Source organism: Acidimicrobiales bacterium (assembly GCA_035540975.1).
Lineage (GTDB): Bacteria > Actinomycetota > Acidimicrobiia > Acidimicrobiales.
Map to the genome: position 1 here is coordinate 22,645 of DATLFN010000064.1, position 19,450 is coordinate 42,094.

Sequence of the window (19,450 nt, forward strand, 5' to 3'; positions counted from 1 at the left end):
ACAGTGCCGCAACTGGGCACCACGGCCCGCATGAGGGCGTGCGGATCCGGCCGTGGAACGGAAAGCGCCGTCAGCGGGAGACCCGGCCCGGTGAGCGCGACCAAGCCGCCTCGATGCGCCTAACCGGGCACCACAGAAGCGCCTCGAGAGACGGCCTGTGGTTTCCGCTCGGCATCCCGCCCGGCGCTCGAACCCTTCGACGACTGATAGGCGCTTGGCGCCGTTCTTCGGCACCGGTGAAATGGTCGGGCTGCCTGCGCGACGGACCGGTCGGGCGCGCTCGAACCTAGGGCGGGAATCGAAAGCGGGTGACATCGGTCGGGAAGTCGAACCACGCGAAGGCCGTGGTGGGGGTGAACACCACCAGACCGCCGGCACCGGGCCCCTCCCAGGCGTCGGGCTTCGGCTCGTAGCCGCGGTCGCGGTACTTGGCGGCGTACGCCGCGGCGAGGCGGGTGCCGAGATCGATGCCCGGAGGATCGGCCGGCCGGGAGGTGCCGTCGACGATCACCGCCTGCCAGCCGTCCTCGAGGTGCAGGGTGCACGCCGGATTGCGCGTCAGGTTCCGGACATGGGTGGTCGTCGGCGCTCCGTCGTACCAAAAGCGGCCGCCCACCCAGACACCCCACCGCGGCACGATGTGGGGCCGCCCGTCCGGCCGAGTGGTCGCCAGCCAGTACTGCGCCGCCGCCACGAGCCGAGCTTCGACGTCGGACCAGTCGAGCAGCCCGTCGTTGCTCTTCGGAACTCCGTAGCCCTCGGGCATCCGCGCCCGGTCACGTGAGGGTTGAGCGTCGCGCACGGCTCCGCGTTAGCACGTCGCCGCCACTCCGAGCGCACCACGAGCGGCCCGCCGACAGACGCCGACGATGGCGCTGGTCGTGATGCCGTCGACGACTCCGAGGACGCGACCCCCATTTGGCAGGCGGCAACGATGTGCGACGCGCGCTGATCGGCGCTTCGGTACAACCATGTCGCCGACGCCGCGCCAACCAGCCGACGTTCCCGTGCCGAAGACGAGGCCACCGACGCCCGGCGATACTTCCGTTCTTCACCGTTCGCGGTATGACACGGGGATCCCAGCGTCAGTGGGAGTTCGACGCTGGCCCCGTACCGGGCCAACTAGGGTGGTTCTCGGCGTGCCGGGAAGTCTGGTCGGCGACGGAGTTCAGCGACCAGCGAAAGGCGCACCGTGCCACACCTGAAGGACCTTGACAGGGCGGTCGACCTGGCGGAGGAGTGGTTCGTCCTCGCTGCCAGCGGCCAAGGCGCGAGCAGTGCGCTCGCGAGCTCGCCGTGGTCGATGCCGGCCTTCTTCGTGGGTTGGATCGGGCTCGGCGTTCTGCTCGCCGCGGCGCTCGGGAGCCGGGGGCACGACCGCCGTCTGATGATCGCGCTGGGCGTGGTGTCGGCCCGTTGATGGCCATCGACCAGCTCGCCCGCGGCTGTTGGCGCCCGGGTGCGACGGCGGTGACCTGGACGTCCTGGTGCTGATCCAGGAGGCGCCCGTGAGCGTCCGCTCTGTCATCCCGGCGTTGACGGCAGTCGCGGCCGAGATGCGCGTACCGAGTCTCGCTCGGGTGGTGCCGTACGAACGGCTCGAAAGGGAAGGCAACGAGGTGATCGACGCCGCCCCGTCGGTGCTCGTCGCTGCGAGGGAGCTGGTGCGTATCCGCCTCGCTTCGCTCGTCCTGGTGCCCGGCCCGCCGGCGCTCGCCGCCCGTCGGTTCCCGGCACATCGAGGACGAACGCTCGTTCTCCGCGCCATCTACGAATCCGCCAACGCCTCCGTTCGCTGGTAGTCGGTGCTCTTCGTCCTCCTCGCGCTCCACGCTGCGCTTGGCGTCTCCGCGCTTCTGACCGCGCGGCGGTTGGGCCGCTGGGCCCTCGTCCTGGGCGGTCTGGCACCTGCGCTCACGATGGTGTGGGCGCTGGCACGAGCGGCCTCGGTCGTCGACGGCGGTGTCGTCGCTGAGCGGGCGACCTGGGCCGCGGGGCTGGGCCTCGGTCTCGATCTACGGTTCGACGCCTTCGCCCTGCTGATGACGGTGCTCGTCTCCGGCATCGGCACGCTCGTGTTCGTCTACGCGTGGTACTACTTCGGAGCATCGGAGAAGGTCGGCCGCGCCGCCGGCCTGCTGACGCTTTTCGCGGGCGCGATGTTCGGCGTCGTCGTCGCCGACAACCTCCTGTTCCTCTACGTCTGCTGGGAACTGACGTCCGTAACGTCGTACCTGCTCATCGGCATCGATGACGCCGAACCCGAAGCTCGCTCGGCCGCGTTGCACGCTCTGCTCGTCACCGGATTGGGCGGTCTCGCCATGCTCGGTGGGTTCGTTGCGATCGGGCAAGAAGCGGGCACCTACCGGATCGCAGAGATCCTCGCCGACCCACCGACGAGCTCGACGACCGCCGTCGCGCTCATCTTCGTCCTCCTCGGCGCGTTCACCAAGTCGGCCCAGTATCCGTTCCACAGCTGGCTTCCTGCGGCGATGGTGGCGCCGACGCCCGTCAGCGCGTACCTCCATTCAGCCGCCATGGTGAAGGCCGGGGTCTACCTCCTGGCACGGTTCGCGCCGGCGTTCGCTGCCGTCGGTGTCTGGCGCCCGCTCGTGGTCGCCGTCGGGTTGACGACCATGGTCGCCGGCGGGCTGCGGGCGCTGCGGCCGTTCGACCTCAAGCAGCTGCTGGCATTCGGGACGATCAGCCAGCTCGGCTTCATGACCGTCCTCCTCGGTATCGGCCGCCCGGAGGCCACCGCCGCCGGTTGCGCCCTGTTGCTCACGCACGGACTGTTCAAGGCGGCGCTGTTCATGACGGTCGGCCTCGTCGACCACGAGGCGCACACGCGTGACGTCCGCGAGCTGCCCCGGCTGAGCTCGGGCTGGATGCTGCCACGCGCCGTGGCGTTCGTCAGCGCCGCCTCTATGGCGGCGATCCCGCCGTTCGCGGGCTTCATCGCCAAGGAGGAGGCCTACGCCGCACTCGTGCACGGCGGCGGCGGCGAACAGCTCGTCCTCGTCGGGATCGTGGCCGGGTCGATCCTCACCGTCGTCTACAGCCTCCGGTTCTGCGCGGCACTGTGGCGCCCGGACCTCGTGAGCGATGTGCCCCGGGATCGATCGACCCTCGGCCGTCGCCCGCCCCTCGGGTTCGTCCTCCCCGGGGCGGCCCTGGCGACGGCGTCCGTCGTGTTCGGCGTCGCGCCGATGATGTGGTCGGAGCTGGTCGACCATGCCGCGCAGGCGCTCGACGCCGGCGCCGGGACGCACCTCGAGCTGTGGCACGGTTTCACGACGGCGCTCGTCCTCTCGATCGCGACGCTCGCCTGTGGCGCCCTTGTCTTCATCGGCCGCCGACGGGTGGCGGTCCTCCAGGGCCGACTGGCGCCTCCGGTGACGGGCGCGGCCGTCTACGACGGCACCGTGCGGGTGGCCCAGAAGATCGCCGTGCTCGCGACGAGCGTCGCCCAATCCGGTTCCATGCCGATCTACCTGGCGGTGACGCTCGCGACCGCCGCGGTGGTGCCGGGTGTCGGCTTGCTGTCGGGTGAGTGGTTCCCCGGGTGGCCCGACGTGCTGGGCCGCCCGGCACACCTCCCCATCGCGGCCCTGCTGATCACGGCTGCGGTGGCGGCGACGGTCGCAACCCGGCGGTTCGCGGCGGCGCTGCTGCTGGGCGTCGTGGGATACGGGATGGCGATCTTCTTCGTCGTCCAGGGAGCCCCGGACCTGGCGCTCACCCAGTTCGCCGTCGAGACGCTGTCCGTCGTCGTCTTCCTGCTCGTCCTGCGCCGGCTGCCCGACCGCTTCGAGCGGCGTCCGCAGGCAATCGGCCGGGTCTACCGCCTGACGGTGGCGGCGGCGGTCGGCGTATTCGTCGTGCTGATGGCGGTCGCGGTGTCGGGCTCGCGGACGGCCCCTCCGGTATCGCGGGCGATGTCGGAACGGGCGCTCTCCGATGGCGACGGCAAGAACGTGGTCAACGTCATTCTCGTCGACATCCGTGGGATGGACACGATGGGCGAGGTCACCGTGCTCGTTGCCGCCGCGATCGGGATCGTCGCCCTGGCGCGGGTCGGCGAGGTCCCGCGTGGCCGCTCTTTGCGACGCGGCCGCGGCCGGCGTCGGGTGGCGTCATGACGCCACGGCGCTCCGTGATCGTCGACACCACGGTCCGTCTGGTCTTCGACGCCGCGTTGGTCCTGTCGGTGTACCTGCTCTTCGCCGGCCACAACCAGCCGGGCGGCGGCTTCGTCGGTGGCCTGGTGGCCGCCGCTGCCTTCGCACTGCGGTACATCTCCGGCGGACTGGAGGACGTGCACGCCGCCGCTCCGGGCCCGCCGTGGGGTTTCCTGTCCGCCGGACTGCTGGTGGCGGTCGTAGCGGCGCTCGTGCCGGTGGTGGCGGGCGCCGGACCCCTCGACCAGACCGCAGTGGAGTGGGACCTCCTGCTGGTCGGTCACGTGAAGCTCACGACGGCGACCGTCTTCGACACCGGCGTCTACCTCATCGTCGTGGGGGTTGTCCTGATGGCGTTCGAGGGCCTCGGCGAGTACTGGCGGGATGCCGTCCGGCCGCCGCCCGAGGACGGCACGTGACACTGCTGCTGATCGTGACGGCCGGCCTTCTCTGCGCGTGCGGGACGTACCTCGTGCTCGGGCGTCAGCTCAGCCGCGTCGTGATCGGCGTCGGTCTCCTCGGCCACGGCGTCAACATCCTGCTCGTTCTCTCCGGCGGTGACGGCGGCGACCCGGCCTTCGTGGGCGGCGACGCGGGCGAGTTCGCCGATCCGCTCCCGCAGGCGCTCGTCCTCACGGCCATCGTGATCACCTTCGGGGTGATCGCGTTCTTGCTCGCGCTGGCGTTCAGGAGTTGGCGATTGACGGAGGACGACGAGGTCGAAGACGACGTGGAGGACCGCCGCATCGCCCGAGACGCCGTCTTGTTCGCCGATGACGAGGAAGAGTCGTGAACGCGCTCCTCGCCGGGCCCATCCTGCTCCCGCTCGCCGGCGCAGCGCTGTCCATTGGTGTCGGACGGTGGCGGCACGCCCAGCGCGTCATCGGTGTGGTGACCCTCACCGTCGTCACCGGCCTGAGCGTCGCGCTGCTCCTCCGAGTCGACGACGAGGGCCCTCGGTCCGTGCAGGCGGGCGGCTGGGAGGCGCCCGTCGGCATCACGCTCGTGGCGGACCGTCTCGCCGCGATCATGCTCCTCATCGCGGTGCTGATGCTGCTGGCCGTGCTCGTGTACGCGATCGGCCAGCCGGGTGCCGAGGAGGACCACGTCGGTTTCCACCCCGTCTACCTGATCCTCGCGGCCGGCGTCGCCGCGGCGTTCCTCACCGGCGACCTGTTCAACCTGTTCGTCGCCTTCGAAGTCATGCTGATGGCGAGCTACGTCCTCATCACGCTCGGGGGGCGGGCCGACCAGGTGCGCAGCGGCATGACCTACGTCGTCATGAGCCTCATCGCCTCGACCCTCTTCCTGCTCACGCTGGCGTTCGTGTACTCGTCGACGGGGACCGTCAACCTCGCCGACCTCAGCACCAAGATCGCCGACCTCCCCAGTGGTGTCCGAAGCGGGTTGGCGCTGCTGCTCATCGTGGTCTTCGGCATCAAGTCGGCGATCTTCCCGCTCTACTTCTGGCTCCCGGACAGCTACCCGACGGCGCCGACGCCCGTGACCGCCGTGTTCGCCGGGCTCCTCACCAAGGTCGGTGTCTACGCGCTGGTGCGCAGCCAGACGCTCCTCTTCCCCGAGGACACCCAGCCCGGGACGCTGCTGCTCGCCGTGGCGGCAGTCACCATGGTGGTCGGGGTTCTCGGCGCGATCGCCCAGAACGACATCAAGCGGATCCTGTCGTTCCACATCGTGAGCCAGATCGGCTACATGGTGATGGGACTCGGCCTGTTCACCGTGGCCGGCCTCGCGGGCGCCGTTATCTACATCATCCACCACATCGTGGTGAAGACCACGCTGTTCCTCGTCGCCGGGCTCATCGAGCAGCGCACCGGTACGGCCAAGTTGGCCGACCTGACGGGGCTGCGCCGCCTGGAACCAGCGCTCGCCGTCCTGTTCCTGCTCCCGGCGCTCAGCCTGGCCGGGATCCCGCCATTCTCAGGGTTCGTCGCCAAGCTGGCGCTGGTTCAAGCCGGGCTCGCCACCGGTGAGTACGTCGTGGTGGCGGTGAGCCTGGCGGTCAGCCTGCTCACCCTCTTCTCCATGACGAAGATCTGGGCCAACACGTTCTGGGGCCCCGATCCGAGCAGCGACCCGGGGCGGACGCTGACCGCGCCTCGACGAGCGCTCATGGTCGGGTCCACCGCGAGCCTCGTCGTCCTCAGCATCGGGATCGCCGTGGCGGCAGGACCAATCTACGACCTGTCGGAACGCGCTGCTGCGGATCTCGTCGACACGAGCACCTACGTCGACGAAGTGCTGGCGCCGTGACGCGCCTCCTTCACGTCGTCACACTCACGGCGATCTGGCTGGCCCTCTGGTCCGACATGTCCACCGCCAACGTGCTCAGCGGCGTTCTCCTCGCATGTGCGATCGGCCTCTTCTTCGGCACCTGGCGCACCGGCACCGTCGTCGTTCGACCGCTCGACGCCGCCCGGTTCGCGCTGTACTTCGTCGCCAAGCTCGTGCAGGCGACCGTCACCGTCGCTCGCGCCGTGATCGCCCCGCGGCATCGCGTGCACACCGGGATCGTCGCTGTGCCGCTGCGCGGGTGCTCCGATGCGGTCGCGACGCTCATCGCCGACGCCATCAGCCTCACTCCGGGCACCCTGACGCTCGAGCTTCGCCGCCGCCCCCTGACCCTGTTCGTCCACGCCCTCGACGTCCGCGACGTGGAGCAGGTGCAGGCCGACGTCCGCCGGCTCGAGGTGCTCGCTTTGAAGGCGTTCGGCCCACCCGCCGCGCTCAGCGGTCTCGACGTCGATGACACCACCTCCTGGGAGTGCACGTGATCGTCGCCGCCACCGTGCTCCTCGTCGCCAGCGCCGCCTGCTTCATGACTCGGGCGGTGCTCGGCCCCTCGCTCGCCGACCGGGTGGTCGCGATCGACGGCTTCGTCGTGACGATCGTCGCCGTGATCCTCGTGGACTCGATCCGCACCGGCAGCCCGTGGTTCCTCGGCGTCGCCGTCGTCGTGGCGTTCGTCGGGTTCGTCGGCACCACCGCCGCCGCCAGGTTCATCGAACGGCGAGGGGGCTGACGTTGAAGACGGTCGCCGAGGTGCTCGCGCTCACGGGAGCGGTGTTCGCACTGCTCGCCGGTATCGGCGTTCTCCGCTTCCGGGACGTCTACGCACGCATGCATGCCGCCACGAAGGCCACCACCCTCGGGGTCGCGCTCGTCGGGCTCGGCGCCGCCATCGCCCTCGACAGCGGACGCTCGAAGGCCCTTCTCGGCGTGGTCTTCATCTTCATCACCGCGCCGAGCGCCGCCCACTTCGTCGGCCGGGCCGCCTACCGAGCCGAGGGCATCGAGATCGACCTCGCCGCTCGCGATGATCTCGCCACGATGCTCGACGAGCGGGATGCGCTTGACTGAGTCGAGCCAGGCCGTGCGCTTCGCAGCTCAGCCGGTCTCTTGAGCGGGCGGCGCACCGGAGGCGTCCCGGGCCCGCTCGAACGCGTCGCGCGCCTCCTGAGCCTTCTGCGCGTACGTCACGAGGTCGCCCGCCCGCAGCGCGGCGTCCGCTTCGGCGAACGCTGCGGCGGCCGCTCCCAGGTGCTGGCGCACCTCCTGTGACACTCCCTCCGGAGTCCCGCCGGCCGGTACCTCGCCCGGCTCGCTGGTCGCGGCGTCGGCCGGGCCCTCCTCCAGCGTCTCCGGCGCGGCCCCGAAAACTGCCACGAGCGCATCCTGGAAGGTGTCCCGGACGGCGATGCGGTCACCGAACGCGACGATCACCTTCTTGAGCTCTGGAACGGCGTTCGCCCCCGTCGCCTGCACGTAGAGCGGACGCACGTAGATGAGCGACTGCTCCACGGGGATGATGACGAGGTTCCCCAGCCGCACCTCCGAACCGGCCCTGCTCAAGAGGGTGATCAGCTGGGAGACCTCGGGCTCCTGGTTGATCCTCGCGTTCACGATGGCTGGGCCATCGACCTGGCGGTCCCGGGGCATGACGAACACTTCCAGCTCGCCGTAGTCGTCGGGGTCCGCCTTGGCGACCATGAAGGCGGAGAGCTCTCGCCGTGAGTCGTCCTCCGAGAACGGCACGAACGGCTGGAGGATGAGGAACTCGGTCGCCGGAGCACCCGGCAGCTTCATCAGCAGGTAGTAGGGGTCCATCCGCCGTGCCGACTCGCCCCCCGGGGCGGCTGGGGCCGCTGAGGCGGGCTGTGGGGTGGTCGCCTGCGGGGCCGGGGCGGCCGTACCGGGGTCCTGGGCGAGGTTCCAGCGGTCGGACTGGGAGTAGAACTCCCCGGGATCTCCGATGTGGTAGCGGCCCCACATGTCCGTCTGGACCCGGAACAGGTCCTCCGGGTAGCGGAAATGCCTCCGCAGCTCATCGGGTACCTCGTCGGCGTCGCGAAAGAGCCTGGGGAACGCCTTGGCGTAGGCGGCCGTGATCGGGTCGTCCGGGTCGACGCGGTAGAAGATCGGGTCGCCGTCGTAGGCATCCACAGCGACCTTCACCGAGTTGCGCACGTAGTTGAACCCGTGGTTCAGGCCACTGGCCGGGCCGACCCGTCCGCCGCCGGCGGACTCGGCGTAGGGGTAGCGGTCGGTCGTGGTGTACGCGTCGATGAGCCAAGTGATGCGGCCGTCGAACACCACGGGGTAGGGGTCGTCGTCGAAGTGCAGGAAGGGGGCGATGGCCTCGACCCGCTCACGGATGTCCCGCCGGTACAGGATCCTCGAATCCTCGGTCATGAACCCGGAGATGGCGGGATTGACGTCGGCGAAGCGCAGGGCGAACGCCACGCGGCGAAGGATCGACCCGATCCCGACGCCTCCCTTGCCGTCGTAGCGATTGGTGACCGCGGTCCCGTCCTCGCGGACGTAGTCGATCTCGTCGCGCCCGCTGTTGACGATGGCATAGCCGCCGATGGCCTCGCCGTGGTAGAGCCTGGGCTGGGCGATCTCGGGCTCGCCTTGCGGGGGGATGTTCTTGACCAGGAAGTCGGGCTGGCCGTCCGACGTCACGGCGTTGGCGGGGGAGAGCACGGCGCCGTAGCCATGGGTGAACGCCAGGTGGCGGTTCTCCCAGGTGTCGGAGGGAAGGCTGTCGGGGCTGAGCTCCCGAGCGGACAGGAGGATCTGCGTCTTCTCGTCGCCGACCCCGTAGCGGTCGACGTCCACGTCGGTGAACCGGTAGAAGGTCCGCACCTCCTGCAGTCGCTGGTAGGTCTGGCGCAGGACCTGGGGATCCCACAGGCGCACGTTGCGGATCGTCTCCGCGTTGTCCACGAGCGCCTCGGCGCGAAGGTTCTCGTCGTAGGCGAAGTCGCGAACCGTCACGTCGTCAAGCCCCATAGCGGCGCGAGTGGCCGCGATGTTCCGCTCGATGAACGGCGCTTCCCGCGTGGACTCGGCCGGCTCGACGCGGAACCGCTGGATGAGCGCCGGGTAGGCCGTCCCGGCGATCAGAGCGACCAGCGCCCACAGTCCTACGGCGATGGCGGGCAACGTCCACCGCTGCTGACGGATGTTGTAGAGGAACAGCCCGGCGGTGAGCAGCGATATCACGATGAGCAGCTCGAAGGCGGGAAGCTGGGCGTTGACGTCCGTGTACGACGCGCCCTGGACGACGCCGCGTGTCGAGCGGGTGAGGTCGAAGCGGTCGAAGTAGTAGCCGAGCGCTTTGAGCAGGGCGATGACCCCGAGAAGCACAGAGAGGTGGGCCGTCGCCGCCGGCGTGGCCCGCCGGCGACGGACCTGGAACCGCAACCCGCCGTAGACGTAGTGGGCGGCCGTCGCGACCAGTGCCGCGACGACGAGGGCCACGAACAGCCAGTCGGCTACGAAGGCCAGGAACGGCAGCTGGAAGACGTAGAAGCCCACGTCGCGCCCGAACAGGGGGTCCTCGACGCCGAAGGAGACGGAGTTGCGGAGGAGGACCCACTCGTCCCAGCGCCCCGCTGCGCTGAGCCCGAAGAACAGCCCGAGGACGACGGCCACCGCGGCGTGCACGAGCGCGGGCCGGCGGTCGACCACCGCCAGGAGCGGCTGTAGCCCCACCTCCTCCGGTCCGGGGGGGCGCACGTGGGGGGCGAGGCGCCGGGCCATCGCCAGGTTGCCCCAGATCAGCCCCGAGAACACCGCGGTGAACACGAGGGCGAGGCTCACCTTGGACCAGAGGACGCCGGCCCACACGCTGGTCTGCTCCAGGGAGTCGAACCAGAGGTAGTCGGTGTAGAAGCCGGCGATGGCGCGTGCGGAGGTGAGGAGCACTGCAGCAGCGGCGGCACCAAGAAGCACCAGGGTGCGCAGCGCCGAGCGCCGGAAGGCCTCTCTTCGAGGCTCGGGATCCTCAGCGCTCATGTCGGCCCAGAGCGGAGCGGGGATGACGGTCGCGGCGTACCGCCCACCAACGGAGCGTCGCTGAGGGCGTCGCACGTAGACCCGCATGGTTCCGGTCACCAGGCGCCCCGGCCTCCGGACACACCTGCGGGGTGAAGGGTGGCTCGGCCATGAAGCTCCTCATCAGGGTCGACGGACTATCTCGCCGACCAGGCTTCCCGGCACGCCAACCGCCACCGTAGCCCACGGGCACCCCTCCGTGTTGGCGGCGATCAACGAAGCGACGTTCACAGCGCTTCGTAAGGGCAGGTGAACGTTGAGCCGAAGGGCCCACCCTGATCAGGCTGATGACGCCACCCGATGTGCTGACGGAAAGGACCCACAGCCTCAGGACAGGTCGCCGGCATCCGTCAGCCAGGGGGAGGGTAGGCGCGGGCATCGCCAAATCCGAGGTCGAAAGTCACCAGAGCTCGCTCGTCGCGACGGCAGCGGCGAGGACGTCGGGATCGGGTCGGCCGGCGAGCTGCTCTTCAGCAACGGTATCGACGTCGTGGCCGAGAGCGAGAAGTGGATCCTTGGCGACGACAGTGGTGTTCTCGCCGAGCTTGAGCCTCACGTGGTCGGCGAGAGCGGACGGATCTCCTGCTTGGCGAGCCAGGCTCCGTAGGCGACCGCGGCCCCGACGCCGTCGGCAGCTCGAGCGGGTCGTCGTTCACGGCTCCAGTATCCCTGGCGAGAACCCGCCCGCGCCGGCCGCCCGACCCACCACGTGAGCCGCTGGTCGGCTCGTGAGGTCCCCGTCACGGCCGTGTAGGTGGCAACGTGGCGCTCCGCCCCCGCGGCCTTCAGGACCGGCGGACGGCGCGTCGGGCGGGCCGCTCCCGGCGAGGCGTTCATGCGAACAGCCCGGTGCGGGGGCCGGCGGCCCGTGATCGCAGGTAGGCGAGCATGGCGCTCTCGCCGGCGGGAGTAAGCCGGATTCGTCGGGACGGCCAGTCGCCTTCCTCGACGACGAGCGCGAACAAGCCGCCCAGCCGCAGCCACGGCCGGGTCGCCCATCTGACCTCCCGCTCGCCCGGCGGTTCCCCGCCGTGGCCTCCGACCCGCCAGCCGTGCTCGGCGGCGAGCGCCGCGACACGGGGCCACAGTTCGTTGGTGGCGATCTCTCGGCTCTCCTGGTCCAACAGGACCAGGGTGGCGGTCTCGGCCATCATCTGGTCGAAGTCGTCGTCGCCGGCCAGCCAAGGCACCACCCGAGCCCAGGCCAGGGTCGGGTCGGCCGCCATGGCCCGTCCCGACGGCGTGAGCTGGAGCCGGCGTCGGTGGCGGCGGGCGGCACCGCAGTGGCGGACGAGGTCGTGCACGGCGCCGAGCTGCCACACGTCGTCCTGGCGGTTCGGTCCCCGGAAGCCGTATTCCCACCATGCCCACCGCTGGGTGGCCTCGATCACGAATGCCCGGTTGAGGGCGCCGGTCTGGGTCAGGTCAAGGCCGCCGCGGGTCTCGAGCTCGCCGAGCAGCCACCGCAACGGCGCCAAGAGATCGGCGGCGGCGTCGGGCACCGGGATGGGTGGCAGCAGCCGGTTGGCGTGGCGGGCCCGCAGCACCCCCAGCCCCTGGCTGCGACCTCGGGCGAAGGACACCCAGTGTTCGAGGCGCTCAGTGAGGATCGCGCTGCGCCACGTCTGGGTGGGGAGGGTGGAGTGGGGGCGGTCCAGCGTGCCGGCCGCCACCGCCTGCTGGCGTTCCCGCCAGCCCCGTGCACCCGGCACCAGCTCGCCGGCGGCGATCGCCTGCTCCAGGGCCATGGCGACCGTGGACCGGGCGCACGCCTCGTCGGTACCCATCATCGACCCCCAAGCGAAGTCGTCGAGATCGGGCGGGTCGATCCCCGAGCGCGCGACGGCCCGCCGGAACGCCTGCCGGCCCTGGTCGTCGGAGCGGCGGTAGGCGGCGTGGACCTCGGCGGTCACCGGCGAACGGCAGATCGCCGCGTAGCGGTCGAGACCCAAACCGTCGAGCAGCGCCGCGGTAGCGGCGGCGACCTTGGTGACGACGTCCTCCTCAGGGGGCGCCAACCACTTCAGCGGCAGCTCATACCACAAGAAGAGCTGGACCTGTTCCTGGGTCATGGACGCCACCCCCTGGCCCCAGGTCAGGGCGTTCCAGGCCGCTTCGGCGTTCCTGCCCAACTCTTCGTCTCGAGCCCACAGCTTGGCGATGACCGGCTCCGCAGGCCGGTCCCCGTTACCGGAGTCCAGATCCTCGTCGTCGTGCATACCTCATCCTTCCGCGGCGGCGGGCGCTTCCGCCCCCCAGCACGTTCGCTGATCTCCCGACCCGGTGGCCCTGACCAGGGCGGCGACCTCGGGCTACGCGGTGGGCGGCTTCGTCTCAGCATCGGAGGGTCGACGGTGGCGATACGCCGACGGGCCCGTTCGATCTCGGCAAGCTTGTCACGACACCGGCGAGGATGGACCTGACCCGGTCATGGAGACCATGGCAGGGAAGAAGGCCGGGCACCGGCGGTCGTTCTCCGAGGAGTTCGAGGCGGAGCTGGTCGACCTTGTCCGCACCAGCGGCAAGACGGTCACCGAGGTGTGCCGCGCCTTGGACCTCACCGAGACGGCCATGCGGGGCTGCTTACGCCAAGCCGAGATCCACGGCGTAAGCGGAGCGGGCTGACCACCTCCGAGCGTGAGGAGCTGGCCCGGCTGCGCAAGGAGAACAAGGTGCTGCGCGAGGAGCGTGAGGGTCTTGACCTTGGTGGACCTAGCGCTGCGCTTGGCCACCGTCAACGCTCAGATCGCCCACAGAAGGCCCCTCGTCTTGGCCGCACCGGAGGCCCGGCCCGACAGTGCGGCCCGGGCCGCTTCACAGGTCCGAGGGGAACGGACTTGCCCTGGCGGCGTCAGCCATACGATTCAGCCGGTCCACCTCCACGATGTCGATGCCGGTGACCCTCAGCGCACTTGCCAGCCCGGCGCCGTAGGAGCCGGTGCCTTCAACGCCGACGGGGTGACGGTACCGAACGACTGCAACCACGACACCAGGCGTCGGTGGCCGCCGGCACCGGTGGTGTACTCCTCGACGCCTAGCAGCCGCCGATGTCGTCGAGCGCAGCGGTGACGTACACGTCCAGGTGGGTATCCACGCCGCCGGTCACGGCCAAGCGCTGGTTCTACGATGGTCATCGCCCTCCCTTCCGTCTCAGGTGGCCAAGGGGTGGCACGCAGCGAGCCCGGACGGCGGTCACTGAAGCGGTCGACTGATCCAGCAGCCGCCCGCTTCACGCCGCCCGACCGGTGCGGCCGGCAGTTGATCATCTAGGCACTGGGCCGACGGGTTGTTGCGAAGACAACGCGCCGCGTCAGCCAGTCCTCGGGTCAGGCCAAGGCCAGAGGATTGACCGTAGTGAGCACCGCCTCCGGACCGGTGGATGGTCGATCACCCTTCCCCGTACATCCTCCCCGCCAGTTTTCGTTCGGTTGTTCCTCACGGGCCGTACACGCCAGTAGCCGCCACGTTGGCCGCACTCACCACCCGTCCCCCGTCACGATCGAGCCTCTACCGGGCTCCCGTAGGCCGCTTCCCGCCTCCCTGGGCGCAGGGAGGCCACGACGGCCACCCGGGTCCAAGCGCGCAGCGAAGCCGGCCGGTCAGCCGGGCCCGATGTCGCACCACCCCCCGTACCGTCTGGAGCGAGGAGAAGAAAAGCCGATGTCCAGTGGTTTCCGGTTCCGGGCTCCAGGTCGCGAGGCGGTCGATCCGCGGAGCCGCTACGGCAATTTCGACCAGCACGTAGTCGTCTTCCGGGCTTGGGGCTAGTACCTGCCCTCGTAGGCGATCTTGATGGCTCGGCCGTTTTTGCTGGCGGTGCCCGGGGAGAGGACGTTGGTCTTCAGGGTGGCTTCGGCGGTGGCGGGGGAGACAGTGGTGTTGCTCGACAGGTACAGGGCGCCGGCCCCGGCGGCGTGGGGGGAGGCCATCGAGGTTCCCGACATGGTTGCGGTGCCGCCGTTGTTGTAGGTCGACTGGATGCTGACGCCCGGGGCCCAGATGTCGACGCAGGACCCGTAGTTGCTCCAGGACGGTTCCTTGTTGGCCGAGTCGGTGGCGGCGACGGTGATGATGCCGTTGTTGGTGCCGGCGCCGGCTCGGGCGGGAGAATAGTTGCAGGCGTTGGCTCCGCTGTTGCCAGCGGCGACCACGTAGAGGTACCCGTTGCTGGCTGACTTGCGGACGGCGTCGTCGAGCGCCTTGGACGTGCTTCCTCCGAGGCTCATGTTGACCACTGCCGGCTTCTTTGCGTAGCTGGTGACCCAGTCGACGGCGGCGATGATGTTGGAGGTGTATCCGCTGCCGTTGCAGTCGAGGACCTTCAGTCCGATCAGGGCCACGCCTGGGGCGGCCCCGACGACCGCGCTGGTGTTGTCCCTCGCTCCAACAGTGCCAGCGACGTGGGTGCCGTGGCCGTTGCAGTCGTAGTTCTTGCCGTCGCCGGTCCAGTTGCCGTGGGCGACGAGGTTGAGGTCGGGGTGGGTGGAGATGCCGGTGTCGATGACGTAGGCGTTCACCCCGCTGACGCTGCCCGTGCCGTTGCCGGCCAGGGTGGAGCTGACGTCGGCGTCGATGCGGTCGATCCCCCACGGGATCGTCTGCGCTGAGGCGGTCGCGGTCCCGTCGGCCTCGACGTAGGCGACCCGCGGGTCGGCCCGCAGGTTGGCCAACCGTGCTGAGGGGATGCGGGCGGCGTAGCCGTTGAGCGCGGTGCTGTACACGTGGCTCACCTCGGCGTTGAAGCGTCGGTTGTGGTCATCGGCGACCTGACGCTGGTTGCTGCCGTCGCGCAGAACGACGATGTAGCTCCCAGGAGCACCTTCCGGGGGTGCCGGAACAGCTTGGCTGACACCGGGAACCGTCAAGGCCACTGCGAACACGGTGCCGGCGACAAAGAACTTGGGCAAAACGGGCATGTCAGTGACCTTCCGCCGGGTTGTGGACTTATCGGCGAGCGCCTCGCCGAACTGGAGGGGCCACCGAACTGGAGGGGCCCGTGCCGACGTCGACCCGACACGGGTGAGGTTTAGGGTCCCCTTAGCGCTGAGGGCGGCTGGGAGGGGCATCCTTGGTGCGGTGGGACTGCATCGGTTGTTTGCTGTCGGGCTGTGGCTGGCGGCCACGGTGGCGTCGACGGCCATGGTGTGGGCAGCGACGTCGATCGTCGCCGCTGATGTGACGGACCGCCCTGCGCCGGTCGTCGCCCATGACGACGTGGTGAGCGAGCTGGAGGCTGGTTCGTCGGTAATCGGGATGACGACGACCAGCACCACCCGGGCGGTGAGCGGTCCGGCCTCGACCGTTCCGGCCTCTGGTCAGGCGGCGGCGCCTGCGGGCCCGAATTTGCCGTTGCCGGGGACGGCTCCGCCCGGGGCGCCTCAGGCAGGCGCCACCGCCGCTCCGGCGGCGCCTCCCACCACTACCCGCACGACGCCTGCGGCTGGGGTCGGGGTTGTGCCCGCGCCTGGCCCGGTGGGTCCGCCGGCCTCCCAGGCGGCGCCGGGGCCGTCAGCGACGTACTCGACCGATGGTGGGGTAGTGAGGGTGGCTTGCACCGGCGTGTTCATCGACCTGGTCTCGGCGATCCCGAGCGACGGCTACTCGGTGAACGTGGTCGCCGATGGGCCGGAGAACGTGGACGTTCGATTCGTCGGTTCCGGTCAAGAGCTGTCGGTCAAGGCAGTGTGCTCCGGAGAGCCGATCAGGTATTACGGGCAGACCCCACCGAGGCGAGCGCCGGGACCGCCATAAGTGTGGGCGACGCGGGTTTGTCAGCGACGGATGGGCGGTGGGCCGAAGCACACCTCGAACCGGGCTCCTCCATCGGCCGACCGTCCGACGGTGAGGCGACCGCCGGAGGCCTCCGCGGTGCGGCGCACGATGTCCAGGCCGAGGCCGGTGCCGGTTCCGCTGCTCGCCCCCCGTCTGGGGAGCGTGTCTCCTGGGAGTCCGGGGCCGGCGTCTTGAACGATCAGGATCCGGTCGCCGCCGGAGCCGGCGGTAACCTCGACCGAGAAGGACGCACCGGTGGGGGTGTGGGCGAACACGTTGTTGACCAGGGCGTCGAGGCACACCTCCAAGTCTCCTTGGGAGACACCGATCGGTTGCGGGCCGCTGGGCACATCCACCGTCCAGTGGCGGCCTTGGTTGGAGGCCAGGATCGACCAGAAGGCCGCCCGGTCTCGGACGACCTTTCCCAGGTCACAGGCTCCTTGCCGGCCGCGTCCTGTGGCTCGGGTGCTGGAGCGGGACTCCCGGATGGCCCGGGTGACGACCTGTTCCAGCCGGTCGACATCGCCGGTGATGCGCTGGCGGTCCTCGGTTGATGCGAGGCTCTCGGCGTCCAGGCGGAGCACGGTGAGGGGGGTCCGCAGCTGATGCGACATGTCGGCGGCCGCCTCTCGTTCGGCGGCGAGGAGGTCGCCGATGCGGTCGGCCAGCCCGTTGACGGCGCGGCCCACCTCGGCCACCTCGGGAGGGCCCGCCGGTGAGACCCGGGCGCCCATCTCGCCCCGTTGGAGCTGGCTGGTCACCGAGTAGAGCTCGCCCATGGGCCGGACGATCGACAGGGCCAGGCGGTCGGCGAGGGCCACGGCGACGACGACGACGAGCAGGCCGATGGCGGCGATGACGGCCCAGGCCCGCTGGACGCCGCTGCGCAGCAGCGAGCCCTCGACGCGGACCCGGACCACGGTCGCCGCCGTCGGGTCGGGTCCGACGGCGCCGACGAGGATGTCGCGGCCACCGTTCGGGGCGGGGGTGGTGAACGAGCGGCCCTTGCGGGCCAGCTCGACCTCGGCGTCGGCGGGGACCTTCTCCCCGAGGATGGTGCCGTCGGGCAGGTAGACGGTGATGGGCCGGGGGCTGCCGGCGTTGGCCTGTTCGACCAGCTGGGTGATGGTGGCGGTCTGGCCGGGGACGGCGCTGATGGCGCCGGCCAGCGAGCGGGATTCCAGCTTGGCGGCTTCGAGGGCCCGGTTGGCGGCCACGACCTGGATGAGCCGGCCCAGGGGGAGGCAGAAGGCCAGCACGATCATGGTGGTCACCGCCGCCGCGGTGAGGGCCAGGCGGGCCCTCACGGGGTGTGCGGGTCGATGAGCATGACGCCCACACCCCGCACGCTGCGCAGGTAGCGGGGCGACCGGGCCGACTCGCCCAGCTTGGTCCGCAACCACGACAGGTGGACGTCAACGGTCTTCTCGGGGCCCCCGTACGGCTGCCGCCACACCGCGGCGAGGAGCTCCCGTTTGGAGACGACCTCGCCTCGGCGGGTGGCGAGGTGCCAGAGCAGGTCGAACTCCTTGCGGCTCAGGTCCATCGGCTGGCCGTCGATGGCGGCCACCCGGCTGCGAGCGTCGAGGGTGAGCCCACCGATCCGGACCGGCTCGTCGGCGTCGTCCTCCCTGACCCGGCGGAGCACGGCCCGGATGCGGGCGTCGAGCTGGTCGGCCGAGTACGGCTTGATCACGTAGTCATCGGCGCCGGCGTCGAGGGTCCGGATGATCTCGCCCTCGTCGTCGCGGGCGGTGGCCACGATCACGGGGACGGTGCTCACCGCACGAAGCATCCGCAGCAGCTCGAGGCCGTCGATGTCGGGCAGACCGAGGTCGAGGACGACCACGTCAGGGCGCTGGTCGACGATCTCGCCCAAGGCCCGCAGCCCGCTGGACGCCCCCAGCACCACGTGACCACGTTCGGTCAAGCCCCTGGTGACAGCAGCAAGGATGTGGGTGTCGTCCTCCACTACGGCGACGGTCGTCACGCTGCGACGGTACCGCCACGACTGCAAGACGAACCGTTGGAGATCCCGATGCCCGAGTCGAACCGGCGTGGGATGGCGGAAAAAGGGGTGAGTCTTGTGAGCGGCTTTGCCTGGGCTTAGGGATCGGGCCCCCACACTGAGGTCAGTCGCCACCTAGTGGGGGGGCCACCGAAAGGGCTACCTGCTGGTGACAGCAGCGAGCAACGTCACCGGGCCTGCGCCGCGGGCAGCCGGACTACCCAAGTGGAGGAAGACCCAATGATCATCACCGAACTTCTCGCAGCGCTCAGCGTGGCCACCAAGGCCGCTTTCGGCGTGGGCATGGCCACCGTCGCCGTGACCGCCGGCGGAGCGGCCGGCGTTCTGCCCGGCCCCACCCAGGCCGCGGTGGCCACCACCGTCGAGGCCGTCAGCCCGTTCTCGTTCCCCAGCGGCGCCAGCGCCAAGGCTGACTTCGGGGGCACGGTCGCCACCGACGCCACCGATGGCGGCGTCGACGGCACGGCCGTGAGTGCCGACGCCAAGCTGCAAGGCGACGCCAACCGCCCCGCCGACACCGGCCGTCCCGCCGCTCCGGGCCAGAACGGCCTGGACAAGGCAAACACCACGCCTGCTGCTGGCCACGCCCCGACCGCTGTTCCCTCCGGGAAGCCGGCCACCGCCGGCACCCAGGGCTCGACCGGGCTCGACATTGCCAGCACCACCCCGGCCGCCGGTCCTCCGGCCGCCGCCGGCACGCAGAGCACCGCCGGCCTGAGCACCGCCGGCAGCACCCCGGCCGCCGGCTTCATCCCCGACTCGGTCCCCCCGGCCCGACCCGGCCGGCCCTAACCCAGCCGCACCACTCACTTCCCGGGAGGCCCGCAGCGTTGCTGCGGGCCTCCCCGCGTCGCGACGGGGAACATCCACCGACGGCCTCCGCGACGTGACACCCGTCGGGGAAGCGCACTCACGCCATCCAGCGCTGCGCGGGCTCGCTCCACCGGACACTCGGGCGCCTCGACGTAGCCATCGAGCGAAAGGCTGCGTCAACGTGGCTACGTCGCAGGGGATGGTCACCGGCCCCGGACCAGGACATTCCCTCGGACCTGCTCCTTCGCGGTGGGCGCTGAGGGACTCGAACCCCCGACCCCTTCCTTGTAAG

18 protein-coding genes are annotated in these 19,450 nt (G+C 70.3%); 11 read left to right on the forward strand and 7 right to left on the reverse strand.

Annotated features, from left to right (window positions below; all coding sequences use genetic code 11):
* Positions 1-286: 286 nt before the first annotated feature.
* Entirely contained in the window at positions 287-766 is a 480-nt protein-coding gene (locus tag VM242_07950; protein HVM05088.1) for a pyridoxamine 5'-phosphate oxidase family protein, read from the reverse strand.
* A 426-nt stretch (positions 767-1,192) separates the two neighbouring features.
* On the opposite strand from VM242_07950, the gene VM242_07955 reads away from it, so the two are divergent.
* The 9 genes from VM242_07955 (at position 1,193) to mnhG (ending at position 7,562) form a co-directional block, all read left to right on the forward strand.
* Positions 1,193-1,420: a hypothetical protein gene (locus VM242_07955; protein HVM05089.1), complete on the forward strand. Its 228-nt coding sequence runs from the start codon at positions 1,193-1,195 to the stop codon at positions 1,418-1,420.
* A 67-nt stretch (positions 1,421-1,487) separates the two neighbouring features.
* Positions 1,488-1,802 (forward strand): hypothetical protein, encoded by a 315-nt coding sequence (locus VM242_07960; protein HVM05090.1) that lies wholly within the window; start codon positions 1,488-1,490, stop codon positions 1,800-1,802.
* A 3-nt stretch (positions 1,803-1,805) separates the two neighbouring features.
* Positions 1,806-4,142 (forward strand): hydrogen gas-evolving membrane-bound hydrogenase subunit E, encoded by a 2,337-nt coding sequence (gene mbhE / locus VM242_07965; GenBank protein HVM05091.1) that lies wholly within the window; start codon positions 1,806-1,808, stop codon positions 4,140-4,142.
* Positions 4,139-4,600 carry an MnhB domain-containing protein gene (locus VM242_07970; protein ID HVM05092.1) on the forward strand — a complete coding sequence of 154 codons (462 nt, stop codon included), beginning with the start codon at positions 4,139-4,141 and terminating at the stop codon, positions 4,598-4,600. The genes mbhE and VM242_07970 overlap by 4 nt, the downstream gene beginning before the upstream one ends.
* The gene (locus tag VM242_07975; protein HVM05093.1) at positions 4,597-4,974 is read left to right on the forward strand and encodes an NADH-quinone oxidoreductase subunit K; all 378 of its coding nucleotides are present in this window, start codon (positions 4,597-4,599) and stop codon (positions 4,972-4,974) included. Before VM242_07970 ends, VM242_07975 begins: the two co-directional genes overlap by 4 nt.
* Positions 4,971-6,455 (forward strand): Na+/H+ antiporter subunit D, encoded by a 1,485-nt coding sequence (locus VM242_07980; GenBank protein ID HVM05094.1) that lies wholly within the window; start codon positions 4,971-4,973, stop codon positions 6,453-6,455. The genes VM242_07975 and VM242_07980 overlap by 4 nt, the downstream gene beginning before the upstream one ends.
* The gene (locus VM242_07985) at positions 6,452-6,976 is read left to right on the forward strand and encodes a Na+/H+ antiporter subunit E (GenBank protein ID HVM05095.1); all 525 of its coding nucleotides are present in this window, start codon (positions 6,452-6,454) and stop codon (positions 6,974-6,976) included. Before VM242_07980 ends, VM242_07985 begins: the two co-directional genes overlap by 4 nt.
* On the forward strand, positions 6,967-7,224 hold the full coding sequence (locus tag VM242_07990) for a monovalent cation/H+ antiporter complex subunit F (protein HVM05096.1): 258 nt from the start codon (positions 6,967-6,969) through the stop codon (positions 7,222-7,224). The genes VM242_07985 and VM242_07990 overlap by 10 nt, the downstream gene beginning before the upstream one ends.
* A gap of 2 nt (positions 7,225-7,226) precedes the next feature.
* Positions 7,227-7,562, forward strand: a complete 336-nt coding sequence (mnhG, locus tag VM242_07995; GenBank protein ID HVM05097.1) for a monovalent cation/H(+) antiporter subunit G — start codon at positions 7,227-7,229, stop codon at positions 7,560-7,562.
* Positions 7,563-7,589: 27 nt separating this feature from the next.
* Here mnhG and VM242_08000 read toward each other — a convergent pair whose 3' ends face one another.
* From VM242_08000 to VM242_08010, 3 genes are all read right to left on the reverse strand, one after another.
* Positions 7,590-10,505, reverse strand: coding sequence for a UPF0182 family protein (locus tag VM242_08000; GenBank protein ID HVM05098.1), 2,916 nt, complete (start codon positions 10,503-10,505; stop codon positions 7,590-7,592).
* 439 nt (positions 10,506-10,944) lie between these two features.
* Positions 10,945-11,100, reverse strand: a complete 156-nt coding sequence (locus VM242_08005) for a hypothetical protein (protein ID HVM05099.1) — start codon at positions 11,098-11,100, stop codon at positions 10,945-10,947.
* Between the two features lie 277 nt (positions 11,101-11,377).
* Entirely contained in the window at positions 11,378-12,763 is a 1,386-nt protein-coding gene (locus VM242_08010) for a hypothetical protein (GenBank protein ID HVM05100.1), read from the reverse strand.
* A 211-nt stretch (positions 12,764-12,974) separates the two neighbouring features.
* Here VM242_08010 and VM242_08015 point away from each other — a divergent pair, with 211 nt between their 5' ends.
* On the forward strand, positions 12,975-13,169 hold the full coding sequence (locus VM242_08015; protein HVM05101.1) for a transposase: 195 nt from the start codon (positions 12,975-12,977) through the stop codon (positions 13,167-13,169).
* A 1,139-nt stretch (positions 13,170-14,308) separates the two neighbouring features.
* On the opposite strand, the gene VM242_08020 is transcribed toward VM242_08015, so the two are convergent.
* The 3 genes from VM242_08020 to VM242_08030 form a co-directional block, all read right to left on the reverse strand.
* Entirely contained in the window at positions 14,309-15,685 is a 1,377-nt protein-coding gene (locus VM242_08020; protein ID HVM05102.1) for a S8 family peptidase, read from the reverse strand.
* Between the two features lie 630 nt (positions 15,686-16,315).
* Positions 16,316-17,623 (reverse strand): HAMP domain-containing sensor histidine kinase, encoded by a 1,308-nt coding sequence (locus tag VM242_08025; GenBank protein HVM05103.1) that lies wholly within the window; start codon positions 17,621-17,623, stop codon positions 16,316-16,318.
* Positions 17,620-18,306 (reverse strand): response regulator transcription factor, encoded by a 687-nt coding sequence (locus VM242_08030; protein HVM05104.1) that lies wholly within the window; start codon positions 18,304-18,306, stop codon positions 17,620-17,622. Before VM242_08030 ends, VM242_08025 begins: the two co-directional genes overlap by 4 nt.
* Before the next feature lie 258 nt (positions 18,307-18,564).
* Between VM242_08030 and VM242_08035 the strand changes: the two genes are divergently transcribed.
* Entirely contained in the window at positions 18,565-19,137 is a 573-nt protein-coding gene (locus tag VM242_08035; GenBank protein ID HVM05105.1) for a hypothetical protein, read from the forward strand.
* Positions 19,138-19,450: the final 313 nt, after the last annotated feature.

Coding starts and splice junctions, on each gene's coding strand:
- VM242_08015 (HVM05101.1), top strand. CDS start 12,975: ATGGAGACCATGGCAGGGAAGAAGGCCGGGCACCGGCGGTCGTTCTCC.
- VM242_07950 (HVM05088.1), bottom strand. CDS start 766: ATGCCCGAGGGCTACGGAGTTCCGAAGAGCAACGACGGGCTGCTCGAC.
- VM242_08035 (HVM05105.1), top strand. CDS start 18,565: ATGATCATCACCGAACTTCTCGCAGCGCTCAGCGTGGCCACCAAGGCC.
- VM242_07970 (HVM05092.1), top strand. CDS start 4,139: ATGACGCCACGGCGCTCCGTGATCGTCGACACCACGGTCCGTCTGGTC.
- VM242_08010 (HVM05100.1), bottom strand. CDS start 12,763: ATGCACGACGACGAGGATCTGGACTCCGGTAACGGGGACCGGCCTGCG.
- VM242_08000 (HVM05098.1), bottom strand. CDS start 10,505: ATGAGCGCTGAGGATCCCGAGCCTCGAAGAGAGGCCTTCCGGCGCTCG.
- VM242_08020 (HVM05102.1), bottom strand. CDS start 15,685: ATGGCCGTCGACGCCACCGTGGCCGCCAGCCACAGCCCGACAGCAAAC.